This window comes from Bacillus cereus group sp. BfR-BA-01441 (genome assembly GCF_022663075.1).
Taxonomy (GTDB): Bacteria; Bacillota; Bacilli; order Bacillales; family Bacillaceae_G; genus Bacillus_A; species Bacillus_A cereus.
Genome location: NZ_JAKUEU010000012.1, coordinates 17,613 through 33,464, shown reverse-complemented (window position 1 = coordinate 33,464; position 15,852 = coordinate 17,613). Strand labels below are relative to the sequence as shown.

Here is a 15,852-nt window from a genome sequence, read left to right as displayed (position 1 = left end):
AATTCTATTTCAGTATTATAAGTTTGAAAAAGAAAGAGGACGAGTCATATGCTAAAAGGGAAAAAGATACTTCTATGTGTAACAGGAGGCATTGCGGTTTTTAAAGCAGCTGCGTTAACGAGTAAATTGACACAATCTGGCGCGATTGTAAAAGTAATGATGAGTGAGTCGGCAATGAAGTTTGTTACGCCTCTTACATTCCAAGCGCTTTCTCGCCATGATGTATATACGGATACATTTGATGAGAAAGACTCAGCTGTTATTGCTCATATTGATTTAGCAGATTGGGCGGATGTTGTACTTGTCGCACCTGCTACTGCCAATTGTATTGGAAAGTTAGCTGGTGGTATTGCAGATGATATGATTACAACTACTTTGTTAGCTACTACAGCTCCGGTATGGATTGCGCCTGCTATGAATGTGCATATGTATGAAAATAAAATAGTTCAAAAAAATATGATGACATTGAAAACGCTAGGATATACATTTATTGAGCCTGGGGAAGGCTTTTTAGCATGTGGATATGTAGCGAAGGGACGACTAGAAGAACCAGAAGCAATTATTGCACGGTTAGAGGAAGCTTTCTCAGAACACAAACCATTGCAGGGAAAAAGAATATTAATAACTGCTGGCCCAACACGTGAAAAGGTTGATCCAGTTCGTTTTATGACGAATTTTTCTTCTGGAAAAATGGGGTATGCGATTGCGGAAGTGGCAGCAAATTTAGGCGCTGATGTTATACTCGTTTCAGGACCGACAGCATTAAATCCACCGTTACATGTAACGACAGTACAAGTGGAATCTGCACAAGATATGTTAGAAGCAGTTCTTCAACATTATCAAAACGTAGACGTTGTCATTAAAACAGCAGCAGTTGCAGATTATCGTCCGAAATATGTGCATGAGAATAAAATGAAAAAGCAAAATGGTGATGCTGTCATTGAACTTGAAAGAACGGTGGATATTTTAAAAACGTTAGGTCAGAAAAAGGATAAACAGTTACTTATCGGTTTTGCTGCTGAAACGACAAATGTAGAGGAATATGCAACGAAAAAACTACGTGAGAAAAATGCAGATATGATTGTCGCGAATGATGTAAAAGCACAAGGAGCTGGATTTGGCACGGATACGAATATTGTAACAATGTATAGAAAAGATGGAAAAGTTATTGAGTTGCCACTTTTAATGAAAAAAGAGGTAGCTCGTGAAATATTGAAGCAAATTGAAATGATGTTAGAAGATGATCGTTTATGAAATTTGCAAGTGTAATTGTTGATGTACCTGCCCGTCAGACAGATCGACCATTTGATTACATTATCCCTAAAAAATGGGAAGATATTGTACAGACAGGAATGCGTGTAGTAGTTCCGTTTGGGCCAAGAAAATTGCAAGGTTTTATTATTGGGATTAAAGATTCGGTGGATGTAGAAAGTAAGAAGTTAAAGACAATCCATGAAATATTAGATGTAACACCGGTTTTAAATGATGAATTATTAAAGCTTGGATATTGGCTTACAAGTGAAACGTTATGTTACATGATTTCAGCTTTTCAAGTGATGCTTCCAACTGCGATAAAAGCAACGTATAAAAAACGTCTACAACTTTGTAAACAGGAAGAAATAGCACCTGAAATACTATATTTATTTCAGGATAAAGAAGCAATTGATTTTGAAGTAATCGAGCAACAGCCACATTTATACCGAACTATTCAACAAGAAATTAAAAATGGTACGGTTGAAGTCGTTTATCAAGTGAAAGATAAAGTACAAAAGAAGAAGCAAAGAGTGGTTCAGCCGGAGTTGCCAGAAGATAAATTGGAATTAGCGGCATTTGAACTGAAAAGTAAAAAACAACAAGATGTACTTTATTATTTTGTGGAAAATTATAAAAGTGTACCGTTGAAAGTAATTACAGAAGAGTTACAAATAACAGATACTCCAATAAAAGCACTTGTTAAAAAGGGATTCATTTCAGAAAAGTATGTGGAAGTATACCGAAATCCGTATGACGATGATGATTTTGAACAAACAAAACCATTTCCACTTACGGAGGAACAAAAACAAGTTATTACACCGATTTTATCATCAATTACAAATGAAACTTATAATCCATTTTTACTATATGGTGTTACAGGAAGTGGAAAGACAGAAGTATATTTACAATCTATAGCAGCAGTGCTCAAGAAAGGAAAAGAAGCTATCGTTCTTGTTCCTGAAATTGCACTAACGCCCCAAATGGTGGATCGTTTTAAAGGTAGGTTTGGCTCGCAAGTTGCAGTTCTTCATAGTGCGTTGTCTGTTGGAGAAAAGTATGACGAGTGGCGTAAGATTTTAAGAAAAGAAGTGAAAGTTGTAGTTGGTGCGCGTTCAGCTGTTTTTGCGCCTTTTGAGAATTTAGGGATTATTATTATTGATGAAGAGCATGAATCAAGTTACAAACAAGAAGATAATCCGAGGTATCATGCAAGAGATGTAGCTGTCTGGAGAGGACAATATCATAAATGTCCTATCGTTCTTGGTAGTGCGACACCAACACTTGAATCGTTTGCAAGGGCGAAAAAAGGTGTTTATGAACTATTAACAATGGAAAAACGTATGAATGAACAAGCTTTACCAACGGTAGAGATTGTTGACATGCGAGAAGAACTTCGTGACGGGAATCGATCAATGTTTTCTAAGGCGCTGCATGAAAAAATAGCAGATCGATTAGAAAAGAAAGAACAAATGGTACTCTTTTTAAATAGAAGAGGTCATTCTACATTTGTTATGTGCCGTGATTGTGGGTATGTTGTCCAATGTCCGCATTGTGATATTTCATTGACATATCATAAAATGAATCATCGTTTAAAATGTCATTATTGTAGTTACGAAGAGAATATGCCAACTGAGTGTCCAGCTTGTCAAAGTACATACATTCGTTTCTTTGGTACAGGTACACAAAAGGTAGAAGAAGAAATTACAAAACTATTTCCAGAGGCGCGAGTCATTCGAATGGATGTAGATACGACAAGTCGAAAAGGAATGCATGAAAAATTATTAAAGGCGTTTGGGGAAGAAAAAGCAGATATATTACTTGGAACACAAATGATTGCTAAAGGATTAGATTTTCCGAAAGTAACGCTCGTTGGGGTTTTAACTGCAGATACGATGCTTCACTTACCTGATTTTCGGGCGAGTGAAAAGACATATCAGTTATTGACGCAAGTAAGTGGACGAGCGGGTAGACATGAATTGCCAGGGGAAGTTGTGATTCAAACGTATACGCCAGAACATTACAGTATAGAGTTAGCGAAGAACCAACAATATGATGTGTTTTTTGACCAAGAAATGCAAATGAGACGAACAAGACAATATCCCCCATATTACTATGTTGTACTCGTAACTGTATCTCATCCAGAATTATTAAAAGCGGTACAAGTGACGGAAAAAATTGCCTCGTATTTACGAACGCATTGCTCACAGCAAACAATGGTGCTAGGACCAGTTGCTTCAGCGATTCCAAGGATAAAAGATAGATATCGTTATCAATGCATGATAAAATACAAACGGGAACCAAACTTAAAGAACGTGCTCAAAATGGTAAATGAACATTATCAAGCAGAAATGCAAAAAGAGCTACAAATCTCAATTGATTTTAATCCAACAATGTTAATGTAGCGGAGGGAAATATGGCAGTTTTAGAAATAATAAAGCATCCAAATGAAGTGTTAGAAACACCATGCGAAAGAGTAATTAACTTTGATAAAAAGTTAGTGAAATTGTTGAAAGATATGCATGAAACAATGTTAATTGCGGACGGAGTCGGTTTAGCTGCGCCTCAAGTAGGTGTAAGCTTGCAAGTAGCGGTTGTTGATGTCGATGATGATACTGGGAAAATCGAGTTAATCAATCCATCAATATTAGAAAAACGTGGTGAACAAGTAGGTCCCGAAGGCTGTTTAAGCTTCCCGGGACTTTATGGTGAAGTAGAACGTGCCGATTATATTAAAGTAAGAGCGCAAAATCGCCGTGGGAAAGTATTCTTATTAGAAGCGGAAGGATTTTTAGCGCGTGCAATTCAACATGAAATTGATCATTTACACGGTGTTTTATTTACATCGAAAGTGACAAGATATTATGAAGAAAACGAACTAGAATAGGTGTTAAAAGGAGCGGTTTTTAAATGATAAAAGTAGTGTTTATGGGAACACCGGACTTTTCAGTGCCGGTGCTTCGTCGTCTTATTGAAGATGGCTATGAGGTAGTAGGTGTTGTGACGCAACCTGATCGTCCAGTAGGTAGAAAAAAAGTATTAACACCTACACCTGTTAAAGTTGAAGCGGAAAAACATGGTATCCCTGTGTTACAGCCGTTAAAAATTCGTGAAAAAGATGAATATGAAAAAGTATTGGCATTAGAGCCAGATTTAATTGTAACAGCTGCATTTGGGCAGATTGTACCAAATGAAATTTTAGAAGCACCAAAGTATGGGTGTATTAATGTTCACGCTTCTTTACTTCCTGAACTTCGTGGTGGTGCACCAATTCATTATGCAATTATGGAAGGTAAAGAAAAAACAGGTATTACAATTATGTATATGGTAGAAAAATTGGATGCTGGTGATATCTTAACGCAAGTGGAAGTTGAAATTGAAGAGCGTGAAACGACAGGCTCATTATTTGATAAATTAAGTGAAGCAGGAGCACACCTTCTATCTAAAACAGTGCCTTTATTAATTCAAGGTAAGTTAGAACCGATTAAACAAAACGAAGAAGAAGTAACGTTTGCGTACAATATAAAACGTGAGCAAGAGAAAATTGATTGGACAAAAACAGGTGAAGAAGTATACAATCACATTCGCGGATTGAATCCATGGCCAGTTGCTTATACAACATTAGCAGGACAAGTTGTTAAAGTATGGTGGGGGGAAAAAGTGCCTATAACTGAACCGGCTGAAGCAGGTACGATTGTTGCAATCGAAGAAGATGGTTTTGTTGTAGCAACGAGTAATGAAACAGGTGTTAAAATTACTGAATTGCAACCTTCTGGTAAAAAGCGTATGAGTTGTTCACAATTTTTACGTGGAACAAAACCTGAAATTGGAACGAAGTTAGGAGAAAATGCATGAGACAAAATGTTCGTGAATTAGCTCTTGATGGTTTAATTCAAGTGGAAAAAAGTGGTGCATATAGCAACTTACTTTTAAATAATCTAATTGAAAAAAGTGCAATTGATAGAAAAGATATTGGTTTATTAACTGAAATTGTATATGGAACGATTCAACGTCGTGACACATTAGATTATTATTTACAGCCTTTTTTAAAAAAGAAGGTTGAGGCGTGGGTAAGAGTATTGCTTCGCTTATCTTTATATCAAATGATTTATTTAGACCGAGTGCCAGAAAGAGCGGCTATTCATGAAGCGGTTGAGATTGCAAAGCGTCGCGGGCATAAAGGAATTGCTGGTATGGTGAACGGTGTATTACGTTCGATTCAGAGAGAAGGTGTACCTTCTGTAGATGAAATCAAGGATCCAGTAGAACGTCTTGCAATTACAACAAGTCATCCAGTTTGGCTTGTCCAAGAGTGGACTTCAGAATACGGTTTAGAAACTGCAGAAAAAATGTGCGAAGTAAACATGTTACCCCCTGTACCAACAGCGCGTGTGAATGTTGATAAGGTAACTGTAGAAGAAGCGATTGAGTTGTTAGCAAGTGAAGGTATAGAAGCAAAACGTGGTGACTTATCAGATGATGCTATTCAGATTGAAAGAGGAAATGTAGCGCATACAGAAGCGTTTAAAAAAGGATTTCTTTCTATTCAAGATGAAAGTTCTATGCTTGTAGCACGCGCTTTAGAACCGAATACGGGAGATGCAGTTCTTGATAGTTGTGCTGCTCCAGGCGGAAAAACAACGCATATCGCGGAACGATTAAAGGGAACTGGTAAGGTCATGTCCCTTGATTTACATGCACACAAAGTACGTTTAATTAAACAGCAAGCAGAGCGACTTGGTCTAGAAAATGTCGAAACTAAAGCGCTAGATGCTAGAAAAGTGCAAGAGCACTTTGCAAATGAAACGTTTGATAAAATATTGGTAGATGCACCGTGTTCTGGATTTGGTGTAATTAGACGTAAACCTGATATTAAGTTAGGAAAAGATAAAGGCGATAGTGAAAGATTATCGACGATTCAAATTGCAATACTAGAAAAAATAGCACCATTATTAAAACAAGGCGGTCGTCTTGTTTATAGTACGTGCACAATTGAGAAAATAGAAAATGAACAAGTAATAGAGAAATTTTTACAAGAACATCCTGAATTTGAATGGGATACTACGCTTAAAGAGCGTATGCCAGAAAAATTAACTCCGTATATTGATGAAGGTCAAGTGCAAATTTTACCGCATTATTTTGCGACGGATGGCTTTTATATTGCTTGTTTAAGGAAGAAGGTGTAGCATCATGGAAACGACTGTAAGAAAACAAAAGAAAAATTTAGAAACGAAGAAACCATCAATTTACTCTTTACAACTTCATGAAATGCAAGATTGGTTAAAGGAACAAGGAGAACCGAAGTTCCGTGCTGGACAAATTTTTGATTGGTTATATAAAAAACGTGTAAAAAATTATGAGGATATGTCAAACCTTTCTAAAGGATTGCGTGATAAATTGTCGAATTCCTTTGATATTACTACTTTAAAAACGTTAGTAAAACAAACGTCTTCGGATGGAACAATTAAATTCTTATTCCAATTATATGACGGATATTCTATTGAAACGGTATTAATGCGACACGAATATGGAAATTCCATTTGTGTAACAACGCAAGTTGGTTGTCGTATTGGGTGTACGTTCTGTGCTTCGACACTTGGTGGATTAAAGCGAAACCTAGAAGCTGGAGAAATCGTAGCGCAAGTAGTAGAAGTTCAGCGTGCGCTTGATGAAACAGAAGAACGTGTAAGTTCTCTTGTTGTTATGGGGATTGGAGAACCATTTGATAACTATGATAATTTAATGGGATTCTTACGCATCATTAACCATGAAAAAGGACTTCATATTGGTGCGAGACATATGACTGTTTCGACGAGTGGAATTATCCCGAAAATTTATAAGTTTGCTGAAGAAGATCTACAAATTAATTTTGCGATTTCATTACATGCTCCAAACTCAGAATTACGTTCAAAATTAATGCCGATTAACCGTGCTTATAAATTACCAGATTTAATGGAAGCTATTAAATACTATGTAAATAGAACAGGGCGTCGTATTACTTTTGAATATGGATTATTTGGAGGAGAAAATGACCAAGTAGAGCATGCTGAAGAGCTTGCTGCGCTCTTAAAAGGTGTAAAATGTCATGTGAACTTGATTCCGGTAAACTACGTACCTGAACGTGATTATGTACGTACGCCACGTGAACAAATTTTCTTGTTCGAAAAAACGTTAAAAGATCGTGGAGTGAATGTAACGATTCGCCGTGAACAAGGTCATGATATTGATGCAGCCTGCGGTCAGTTGCGTGCGAAGGAGCGCAAAGAAGAGACGAGGTGACGAGATGAAAGCCGTATTTCTATCGGATAAAGGAAAAGTTCGTCAACATAATGAAGATAGTGCAGGAGTTTTTCACAATTTAGATGGAAATGTATTAGCGGTAGTAGCAGATGGAATGGGAGGTCATCGAGCTGGTGATGTAGCTAGCTCGATGACCATTCAATTATTCCATGATTATTGGAAGCAAACACATAATATGAATGAGCCGAAAAAAGTAGAACAATGGTTACATACTAGTGTTGGGATTATTAATGAGCGTATATATGAATATGCTCAGCAAAATGCAGAATGTAATGGTATGGGAACAACGCTTATAATAGCTGTTTGTACACCAAGCTTTGTGACAATAGGGCATATAGGAGATAGTCGTTGCTATATGGTATCAGAAGGAGAAATGACGCTAGTAACGGAAGATCATTCGCTTGTAAATGAGCTTGTGAAACATGGTGAAATTTCAAAGGAAGACGCAGAGTATCATCCGAAAAAGAATGTGTTATTAAGAGCATTAGGAACAGAAGAAAAAGTTGGGTTAGATGTTAAAACGTTGGTGATTGAGGAAGATGATCAATTACTTCTTTGCTCTGATGGGTTATCAAACAAAGTTTCTATTGATGATATGCGACAAATTTTACAGTTAAATGAACAGCTTGAAGGTAAAGGGCAGTGTCTCATTCAATTGGCAAATGATCGCGGTGGAGAAGATAATATCACACTTGTTCTTATTGATTATGCGGGTTCGACAAACGAAAGTAGGTGAAGTGCAACGTGCTGATTGGAAAACGCTTAAATGACCGTTATAAGCTGCTGAAAATGATTGGTGGTGGCGGAATGGCCAATGTATATTTAGCTCATGATGATATACTTGGCCGAGATGTAGCGGTAAAAATATTAAGACTCGACTACTCAAATAACGAAGAGTTTATTAAACGTTTCCATCGAGAAGCGCAGTCTGTTACAACGTTGTCGCATCCAAATATTGTGAATATGTATGATGTCGGAGAAGAAGATGGTATATACTATCTTGTCATGGAATATGTACCAGGACAAACATTGAAGCAATACATAATTGAGCGAGGGATGTTACCTATAGGAGAAGCTCTTGATATTATGGAGCAGTTAACATCCGCTATGGCACACGCCCATCATTTTGAAATTGTGCATCGTGATATAAAGCCGCACAATATTTTAATTCGAGCTGATGGAATAATAAAAGTAACAGATTTTGGAATTGCGACAGCTACAAGTGCAACAACAATTACACATACAAATTCAGTGCTCGGTTCAGTCCATTATTTATCACCAGAACAGGCACGTGGCGGAATAGCAAATAAACAATCAGATATCTATTCTCTTGGGATAGTTATGTTTGAATTGTTAACAGGAAGACAACCGTTTTCTGGCGAATCTGCTGTTGCTATAGCTTTAAAACATTTACAAAGTGAAATCCCATCACCAAAAAGATGGAATGAAAATATTCCGCAAAGTGTTGAAAATATTATATTAAAAGCAACTGCAAAAGATCCGTTCCATCGATATCAATCTGCCAATGCGATGAAGCGAGATATTGAAACTGCGCTATATCCAGAGAGGATAAATGAGCAACCGTTTTACATACCAGAAGATATGGAAGCGACGAAAGCGATTCCGATTATTCAACAAGAACAATTATTTGAAAATGTAAGTGATGAAACGATTGTTTTAAAAGGGAGTAAGGTGGAAGAACCGATAAGAGCAGAAGCAGCTGAGTTAGATAAGAAGAAAAAACGGAGTAACAAGTGGCTTAAAGTTTTAATTTCAACATTTTTATTTTTAGCAATAGGAATAACATTAGCGCTTACGGTTATTCCAGGATTATTTATTCCGAAAGATGTGAAAGTTCCTGATGTGGCTGGTATGAAATACACGACAGCTGTAAATACATTAGTAGAAAAGGGCTTTGAGGTGACGGAGCCTAATATTGTATATACAGATGATGTTGAAGTTGGGGATGTAATAAAAACGGACCCTGTAGCAGGAAGAGTCGTAAAAGAAAACGCTAAAATTACTATCTATCAATCAGGTGGGAAAAAGAAAAGTAAGATGGCGAATTTCACAGGGCAAAACTTTGAGAGTGTAAAAGCTGAGTTAGAAGAAAAATATAAACAAGTTACAGTAAATTATATTGAAAATGATAAGCCGAAAGGTGAAATTGTAGAGCAAATTCCGACGCCTGATCAAATGGTTATAGAAGCGGAGCAAGAACTGAAAATCTGGGTAAGTAAAGGTCCTTATCAAATTAGACCAGGTGACTTTTCGGGGTGGACTGAAAATAGTGTAACTGGTTATTTGAATGAGAGAAAACTAACGTCAGATATAAAACGAGAGTATTCAGATACAGTCGAAAAAGGACTTGTAATTTCGCAATTTCCAAAACCAGGTACACCATTAAAAGAGGGAGATAAAGTAACTATTATTATCTCTGATGGTCAAAAGCCTAAAGTGACTAAAACGGTAAAATTGGACAATATCTCTATCCCATATGAGCCTGCTGTAACAGGTGAAAAAAAGCCGCAAACAATAGAAATTTATAAAGAAGACATGCAGCAAAAAATGGATAGACCGGTTGAAACGAGAACAATTACTGAATCAGCGACTATTTCTTTAGAATTTGTAATTCAAGAAGGTTCAAAGGGACACTATAAAATTGTACGAGATGGAGTAACGATTATTGATAAAGAAGTACCATATCCAACTCAATAATAGTGAAAGTCTACTTATTATTATTGCCTGTTATGCTGTCTACAAAGTGGACGGTATAGCAGGCAAAAATATATGATTCAAAAAGCTAGTAACGTGATGCAGCTGTAAATATTTTTTTGCATTTAATGGGAAATTTAATGTATATTAGCGAAAGTATATATGGTAGGTTTTGAAATCGTTATTTAGAAAATTTAAATCCATTCATTTTTAAATTCAGCATCACCTTATACAAAAAAGGAGAATTCTATGCCACAAGGAAAAATTATAAAAGCTTTAAGTGGGTTTTATTACGTGCAGCATGAAGAAGGGGTTACGCAATGTCGTGGACGAGGTGTATTTAGAAAAAATAAAATTACACCACTTGTAGGAGACCAAGTTGTTTTTCAGGCAGATAATCCAACTGAAGGTTATGTGCTTGAAGTGTTTGATCGAAAAAATGAACTTGTTAGACCTCCTATTGCTAATGTCGATCAAGCGATCCTTGTGTTCTCTGCAGTAGAACCAGATTTTAATCCTGGACTGTTAGATCGATTTTTAGTGCTGATTGAATATCATAACATTAAGCCAATTATTTGTATTAGCAAGATGGATTTAGTAGATGAAAAGATGAAAGCAACTGTTGAAGCTTATGCGAATGATTATCGTGAGATGGGTTATGATGTTTTATTTACTTCTATTAATACGTCAGAAAGTATTGATATATTAAAACCATACTTAGAAAATTGTGTTTCTGTCGTTGCGGGTCAATCTGGTGTGGGGAAATCTTCAATGCTTAATGTGCTACGTCCAGAATTAGAGCTGAAAACAAATGATATTTCCTCCCATTTAGGACGCGGGAAGCATACGACAAGACACGTAGAATTAATTGCAATTGGGAGTGGACTAGTAGCAGATACACCGGGGTTTAGTTCACTAGATTTCATTGATATAGAAGTAGAAGATCTTACATATTGTTTTCCAGAGTTGAAAGAAGCGAGCCAATACTGTAAATTTAGAGGGTGTACACATCTTTCTGAACCGAAATGTGCGGTGAAAGCTGCGGTTGAAGAAGGGAAGATTACAGAATATCGCTATAAGAACTATAAACAATTCGTAGAAGAAATTAGAGAGAGAAAGCCGAGGTATTAGTTATGATTAAAATTGCACCATCGATTTTATCAGCAGATTTTTCAAAATTAGGGGAAGAGATTAAAGATGTAGAAAAGGGCGGAGCGGATTACATTCACGTTGACGTAATGGATGGACATTTCGTACCAAATATTACGATTGGACCGTTAATTGTAGAAGCAATCCGTCCGATTACATCATTACCATTAGATGTACATTTAATGATTGAAAATCCTGATAACTATATCCCGACTTTCGCACAAGCGGGAGCGGATATTATTACTGTTCACGTAGAGGCGTGTCCACATCTACATCGTACAATTCAGTTAATTAAATCTCATGGTATTAAAGCGGGCGTTGTATTAAATCCACATACGCCAGTTTCAGTAATTGAGCATGTATTAGAAGATATAGATATGGTATTACTTATGACAGTAAACCCTGGATTTGGTGGACAGAAGTTTATCCATTCTGTATTACCGAAAATTAAACAAGTTGCAGACATGGTGAAAGAGCGCAATCTAGAAGTAGAAATTGAAGTTGATGGTGGTGTAAATGCTGAAACAGCAAGACTTTGTGTGGAAGCAGGAGCAAATGTACTTGTAGCTGGGTCAGCAGTATACAATCAAAAAGACCGCGGTGAAGCAATTCGCGTAATTCGTGGGTAGTGATGAACTTTTATCCTAGTAAGGTATTTATAGGATAGGGTAAAAATATGTAAAAAGGCAATCTACCGAATGGCAGATTGCCTTTTTACAATGGAAGGGGAAGAAAAAATGATTATTCATATTTTGGCAGGAGGACCTTCGGAATATTGTGCAGATTTTGCTCGATATGAGAATGAGGAAGTAGTGTGGGCAGCGGTTGATAGGGGAGTATACCGTCTATTAAAGAAAGGGATTACACCGGCTGTTGCGTTTGGAGATTACGATTCAGTTACCGAAGAAGAATTAGTATGGATGGGACAGCAAACGAACGAATTACATATTGTTCCGCGAGAAAAAAATCAAACGGATTTAGAAATTGCAATTAACTGGGCATTAGGACAGAAGCCGGCACTAATTCGTATTTTTGGTGCTACCGGTGGAAGGCTTGATCACGGTTTGGCAAATATACAGATGCTTTTAAAAGGGTTAGAAGTAGAGATAGAAATGTGTATTGTGGACAATAAAAATGAAATAACAGTTAAAAAAGTGGGTACACATATAATTGAAGAAAATAAAAATTTTCCTTATGTATCTTTTGTACCAGTTACTGAAATAGTGGAAGGGATTACATTGTTTGGTTTTAAGTACCCGCTTACTAATAAAACAATAGAGTGGGGATCAACACTTTGTATTAGTAACGAACTCGTTGAGGAAAAAGGTACTTTTTCATTTACTTCTGGCATATTAATGTTGATAAGAAGCACTGATTGAAGAAACAATTTTGCTCCTTACATCATATAGTGACCAAGTGGAGTAATGGGGATTAGGAGGGAAACCATGAGATTTTATACAATTAAGTTACCTAAATTTCTTGGTGGAATTGTTCGTGCAATGTTAAATACCTTCAAAAAAGATTAAAAAAAGCACCTATCACCGGTGCTTTTTCCATTGTTATAGTAAAAAAAGAGCCTATCGGCTCTTTTTTTTATTATTAAACACGTTCGATTTTGCCAGATTTTAATGCTCTAGCAGAAACGTAAACACGTTGAACTTTTCCGTCGATGCGTACGCGAACTTTTTGAAGGTTAGCGCCCCACTTACGTTTTGTAGCGTTCATTGCGTGAGAACGAGAGTTACCAGAACGAGCTTTTCTTCCAGTAATAGCACAAACACGAGCCATTTATATTTCCCTCCCTTGATACCTTACCATACGTAATTTTTCAATGTTAGTCTTTTATGCGATGCTAAAAACACTACTATAATTTAACACAACTAAAAAGAGAATGCAACACCGTAGAAAAAAGAAATCAAGAAAATTTACTTGACACTATATGTCAATGAAGAAAAGTTGAAATCCATAAAAATTGCTTGACATATTATAGTGGTACATGTTGTATAATAACAATGGACTATTTTGCTCATCATAAAAAAGTGTAATTTAAAACATAAAATATGAGAGTGAAAAGAAAGAACGATGGAATTTTCTTTAAAAAGATTATATGATAGTAACTAAAGTAGTCTAGCTCACTTTCACCATTTATGAAGGGGGAAACGAGATGTCAATTGAAATTAAAACGAAGTACGGTCAAATTGATATTAGTACAGATGTAATTGCAACAATTGCTGGAGGTGCCGCGGTAGATTGCTACGGTATCGTAGGTATGGCATCAAAAAATCAGTTAAAAGATGGATTAACAGACATTTTACGAAAAGAAAACTTCACTAGAGGTGTTATTGTTCGTAAAGATGAAGATGAAGTACATATTGATATGTATATTATTGTGAGCTATGGTACGAAAATTTCAGAAGTGGCACATAATGTGCAGACGAAAGTGAAATATACATTAGATCAAACTGTAGGACTAGCAGTAGATTCTGTAAACATCTACGTACAAGGAGTTAAAGTAATAAACTTGTAATGTGCATTAAGGAGGAAAATCTGTGTCAATTCAAAAAATTGATGGAAAACGTTTATCACAAATGATCATGCAAGGAGCGAATAATTTAACAAATAATGTTCAGCTTGTTGATGCATTAAACGTATTTCCAGTTCCAGATGGCGATACCGGTACAAACATGAACTTATCTATGACTTCAGGTGCGCGTGAAGTGAAAGCAAATCCTTCACAGCATGCTGGTAAAGTCGGCGTAAGTTTAGCCAAAGGATTATTAATGGGAGCTCGTGGTAACTCTGGAGTTATTTTATCTCAGTTGTTCCGTGGTTTCTCTAAATCCATTGAACAAAAAGAAGAATTAACAACAGTTGATTTTGCTGCAGCACTAGAAGCTGGAGTAGAGGCGGCTTATAAAGCGGTTATGAAACCGATTGAAGGAACGATTTTAACGGTTGCAAGAGAAACGGGTAAATATGCAGTAACAGTTGCGAAAAAACAGCGCGACTTTGTTTTGTTTATGGAAGACGTTGTGAAAGAAGCAAACGCATCGTTAAATCGTACGCCAGATTTATTACCTGTATTAAAACAAGTTGGCGTTGTAGATAGCGGTGGTAAAGGTCTTGTAGTGGTATACGAAGGATTTTTAGCTGACTTAAAAGGAGAAACGATTTCTTCTGATGCACCGACGCAACCATCTATGAATGAAATGGTACGCGCAGAACATCACCGTAGTGTACAAAGCCAATTGAGTACAGAAGATATTAAGTATGGATATTGTACGGAGTTCATGGTGAAATTAGAGGCTGAAAAGGTGAAAGAGCATAATTTCTCTGAACAAAAATTCCGTGAAGATATTAGTGTATATGGTGATTCTCTACTAGTTGTGTCTGATGATGAAATTGTAAAGGTTCATATCCATGCAGAACATCCTGGAGACGCTATGAACTACGGGCAAAAATACGGTAGTTTAATTAAGATTAAAGTAGAAAATATGCGTGAACAGCATACTGCTTTGTTAGATGAACCTACTATGGTTCCTGAGCAACCAGCTCAATCGAAGGAAAAACAACCATATGGTATCGTAACTGTAGCTATGGGTTCTGGTATTAAAACTTTATTTGAGAGCATCGGCGCAACGAAAGTTATCGAAGGTGGTCAAACGATGAATCCAAGTACGGAGGATATCGTGAAGGCAATTGAAGAAGCAAATGCTGAAAAAATCATTATTTTACCGAATAACGGAAATATTGTAATGGCAGCAGAACAAGCGGCATCAGTTGTAGATCAAGAAGTTATTGTTGTTCGTTCGAAAACAGTTCCTCAAGGTATGGCAGCAATGTTAGCATTTAACCCAGTTGGAACGTTAGAAGAGAATGAAGAAAACATGCAAGAAGCTTTATCTCATGTGAAAACAGGTCAAATTACGTATGCTGTACGTGATACGGAAATTGATGGTGTAGCAATTCAAAAAGATGATTTCATGTGTATTGCAGATGGGAAAATTGTATCTACAAATGCTGAAAAAGTAGGAGCTGCGAAGCAATTACTAGAAGCGCTTATTGATGAAGATTCTGAAATCGTAACGATTCTACAAGGGGAAGATGCAACTGACGAAGAAGTAGCGGAGTTAGTTGAATTTGTAGAAGAGAAATTTGAAGATGCAGAAGTAGAAGTACATGCTGGAAACCAACCAGTGTATTCTTTCATCTTCTCTGTAGAATAAGATAAGATTCGTTTTGAAAATAAATGGATTACTTACTTGCTAATGAATAAGAAGTAGTAATATGAAGTTTATTACTAGTTTTTATTCAAAAGGCTAGCATATTGAAGAGAGAAAAGAGCCTTGCTGCTAATAGTGAGGCTCTTTTTTACTTGTTTTATATAAGGGATTTGAGTAGTTTCTCTTAGAATGCCTATGATAGAATATATAAGGT

Annotated in this window: 15 protein-coding genes; 14 read left to right on the top strand and 1 reads right to left on the bottom strand. The window is 36.5% G+C overall.

What is annotated here, in order from left to right; genetic code table 11:
• Nucleotides 1–48 precede the first annotated feature (48 nt).
• The 12 genes from coaBC (at nt 49) to spoVM (ending at nt 12,941) form a co-directional block, all read left to right on the top strand.
• Nucleotides 49–1,254, top strand: a complete 1,206-nt coding sequence (coaBC, locus tag MR107_RS07820) for a bifunctional phosphopantothenoylcysteine decarboxylase/phosphopantothenate--cysteine ligase CoaBC (protein WP_000911750.1) — start codon at nt 49–51, stop codon at nt 1,252–1,254.
• Nucleotides 1,251–3,656: a primosomal protein N' gene (gene priA, locus MR107_RS07815; protein WP_242292226.1), complete on the top strand. Its 2,406-nt coding sequence runs from the start codon at nt 1,251–1,253 to the stop codon at nt 3,654–3,656. The genes coaBC and priA overlap by 4 nt, the downstream gene beginning before the upstream one ends.
• Nucleotides 3,657–3,667: 11 nt before the next feature.
• A complete protein-coding gene (gene def / locus MR107_RS07810) occupies nt 3,668–4,138 on the top strand; it encodes a peptide deformylase (RefSeq protein ID WP_000279455.1) in 471 nt (156 codons plus the stop codon).
• Between the two features lie 23 nt (nt 4,139–4,161).
• Nucleotides 4,162–5,106 (top strand): methionyl-tRNA formyltransferase, encoded by a 945-nt coding sequence (gene fmt, locus MR107_RS07805; RefSeq protein WP_000598804.1) that lies wholly within the window; start codon nt 4,162–4,164, stop codon nt 5,104–5,106.
• Nucleotides 5,103–6,437 (top strand): 16S rRNA (cytosine(967)-C(5))-methyltransferase RsmB, encoded by a 1,335-nt coding sequence (gene rsmB, locus MR107_RS07800; protein ID WP_001249666.1) that lies wholly within the window; start codon nt 5,103–5,105, stop codon nt 6,435–6,437. Before fmt ends, rsmB begins: the two co-directional genes overlap by 4 nt.
• 4 nt (nt 6,438–6,441) lie before the next feature.
• Nucleotides 6,442–7,530 (top strand): dual-specificity RNA methyltransferase RlmN, encoded by a 1,089-nt coding sequence (gene rlmN, locus MR107_RS07795; protein WP_000450540.1) that lies wholly within the window; start codon nt 6,442–6,444, stop codon nt 7,528–7,530.
• A gap of 4 nt (nt 7,531–7,534) precedes the next feature.
• Nucleotides 7,535–8,287, top strand: a complete 753-nt coding sequence (locus MR107_RS07790) for a Stp1/IreP family PP2C-type Ser/Thr phosphatase (protein WP_059303489.1) — start codon at nt 7,535–7,537, stop codon at nt 8,285–8,287.
• A gap of 8 nt (nt 8,288–8,295) precedes the next feature.
• A complete protein-coding gene (gene pknB / locus MR107_RS07785; RefSeq protein WP_000904747.1) occupies nt 8,296–10,269 on the top strand; it encodes a Stk1 family PASTA domain-containing Ser/Thr kinase in 1,974 nt (657 codons plus the stop codon).
• Nucleotides 10,270–10,515: 246 nt separating this feature from the next.
• The gene (gene rsgA, locus MR107_RS07780; protein ID WP_001135536.1) at nt 10,516–11,397 is read left to right on the top strand and encodes a ribosome small subunit-dependent GTPase A; all 882 of its coding nucleotides are present in this window, start codon (nt 10,516–10,518) and stop codon (nt 11,395–11,397) included.
• 2 nt (nt 11,398–11,399) lie between these two features.
• Nucleotides 11,400–12,044 carry a ribulose-phosphate 3-epimerase gene (rpe, locus tag MR107_RS07775; RefSeq protein WP_000589974.1) on the top strand — a complete coding sequence of 215 codons (645 nt, stop codon included), beginning with the start codon at nt 11,400–11,402 and terminating at the stop codon, nt 12,042–12,044.
• A gap of 69 nt (nt 12,045–12,113) precedes the next feature.
• On the top strand, nt 12,114–12,794 hold the full coding sequence (locus MR107_RS07770; RefSeq protein WP_002094119.1) for a thiamine diphosphokinase: 681 nt from the start codon (nt 12,114–12,116) through the stop codon (nt 12,792–12,794).
• Nucleotides 12,795–12,860: 66 nt separating this feature from the next.
• Complete coding sequence (spoVM, locus tag MR107_RS07765) at nt 12,861–12,941, top strand: stage V sporulation protein SpoVM (RefSeq protein ID WP_001213599.1); 81 nt, start codon at nt 12,861–12,863, stop codon at nt 12,939–12,941.
• Between the two features lie 73 nt (nt 12,942–13,014).
• Here the strand turns inward: spoVM and rpmB are convergent, their stop codons facing one another.
• Nucleotides 13,015–13,203, bottom strand: a complete 189-nt coding sequence (gene rpmB / locus MR107_RS07760; protein WP_000124776.1) for a 50S ribosomal protein L28 — start codon at nt 13,201–13,203, stop codon at nt 13,015–13,017.
• Nucleotides 13,204–13,579: 376 nt separating this feature from the next.
• Between rpmB and MR107_RS07755 the strand changes: the two genes are divergently transcribed.
• Together MR107_RS07755 and MR107_RS07750 are read left to right on the top strand one after the other, a co-directional pair.
• Nucleotides 13,580–13,942 carry an Asp23/Gls24 family envelope stress response protein gene (locus MR107_RS07755; RefSeq protein WP_000021109.1) on the top strand — a complete coding sequence of 121 codons (363 nt, stop codon included), beginning with the start codon at nt 13,580–13,582 and terminating at the stop codon, nt 13,940–13,942.
• A gap of 22 nt (nt 13,943–13,964) precedes the next feature.
• Complete coding sequence (locus tag MR107_RS07750; protein ID WP_000027129.1) at nt 13,965–15,641, top strand: DAK2 domain-containing protein; 1,677 nt, start codon at nt 13,965–13,967, stop codon at nt 15,639–15,641.
• The last annotated feature ends 211 nt before the right edge of the window (nt 15,642–15,852 follow it).

Coding starts and splice junctions, on each gene's coding strand:
- coaBC (WP_000911750.1), top strand. CDS start 49: ATGCTAAAAGGGAAAAAGATACTTCTATGTGTAACAGGAGGCATTGCG.
- priA (WP_242292226.1), top strand. CDS start 1,251: ATGAAATTTGCAAGTGTAATTGTTGATGTACCTGCCCGTCAGACAGAT.
- def (WP_000279455.1), top strand. CDS start 3,668: ATGGCAGTTTTAGAAATAATAAAGCATCCAAATGAAGTGTTAGAAACA.
- fmt (WP_000598804.1), top strand. CDS start 4,162: ATGATAAAAGTAGTGTTTATGGGAACACCGGACTTTTCAGTGCCGGTG.
- rsmB (WP_001249666.1), top strand. CDS start 5,103: ATGAGACAAAATGTTCGTGAATTAGCTCTTGATGGTTTAATTCAAGTG.
- rlmN (WP_000450540.1), top strand. CDS start 6,442: ATGGAAACGACTGTAAGAAAACAAAAGAAAAATTTAGAAACGAAGAAA.
- MR107_RS07790 (WP_059303489.1), top strand. CDS start 7,535: ATGAAAGCCGTATTTCTATCGGATAAAGGAAAAGTTCGTCAACATAAT.
- rsgA (WP_001135536.1), top strand. CDS start 10,516: ATGCCACAAGGAAAAATTATAAAAGCTTTAAGTGGGTTTTATTACGTG.
- rpe (WP_000589974.1), top strand. CDS start 11,400: ATGATTAAAATTGCACCATCGATTTTATCAGCAGATTTTTCAAAATTA.
- MR107_RS07770 (WP_002094119.1), top strand. CDS start 12,114: ATGGCAGATTGCCTTTTTACAATGGAAGGGGAAGAAAAAATGATTATT.
- spoVM (WP_001213599.1), top strand. CDS start 12,861: ATGAGATTTTATACAATTAAGTTACCTAAATTTCTTGGTGGAATTGTT.
- rpmB (WP_000124776.1), bottom strand. CDS start 13,203: ATGGCTCGTGTTTGTGCTATTACTGGAAGAAAAGCTCGTTCTGGTAAC.
- MR107_RS07755 (WP_000021109.1), top strand. CDS start 13,580: ATGTCAATTGAAATTAAAACGAAGTACGGTCAAATTGATATTAGTACA.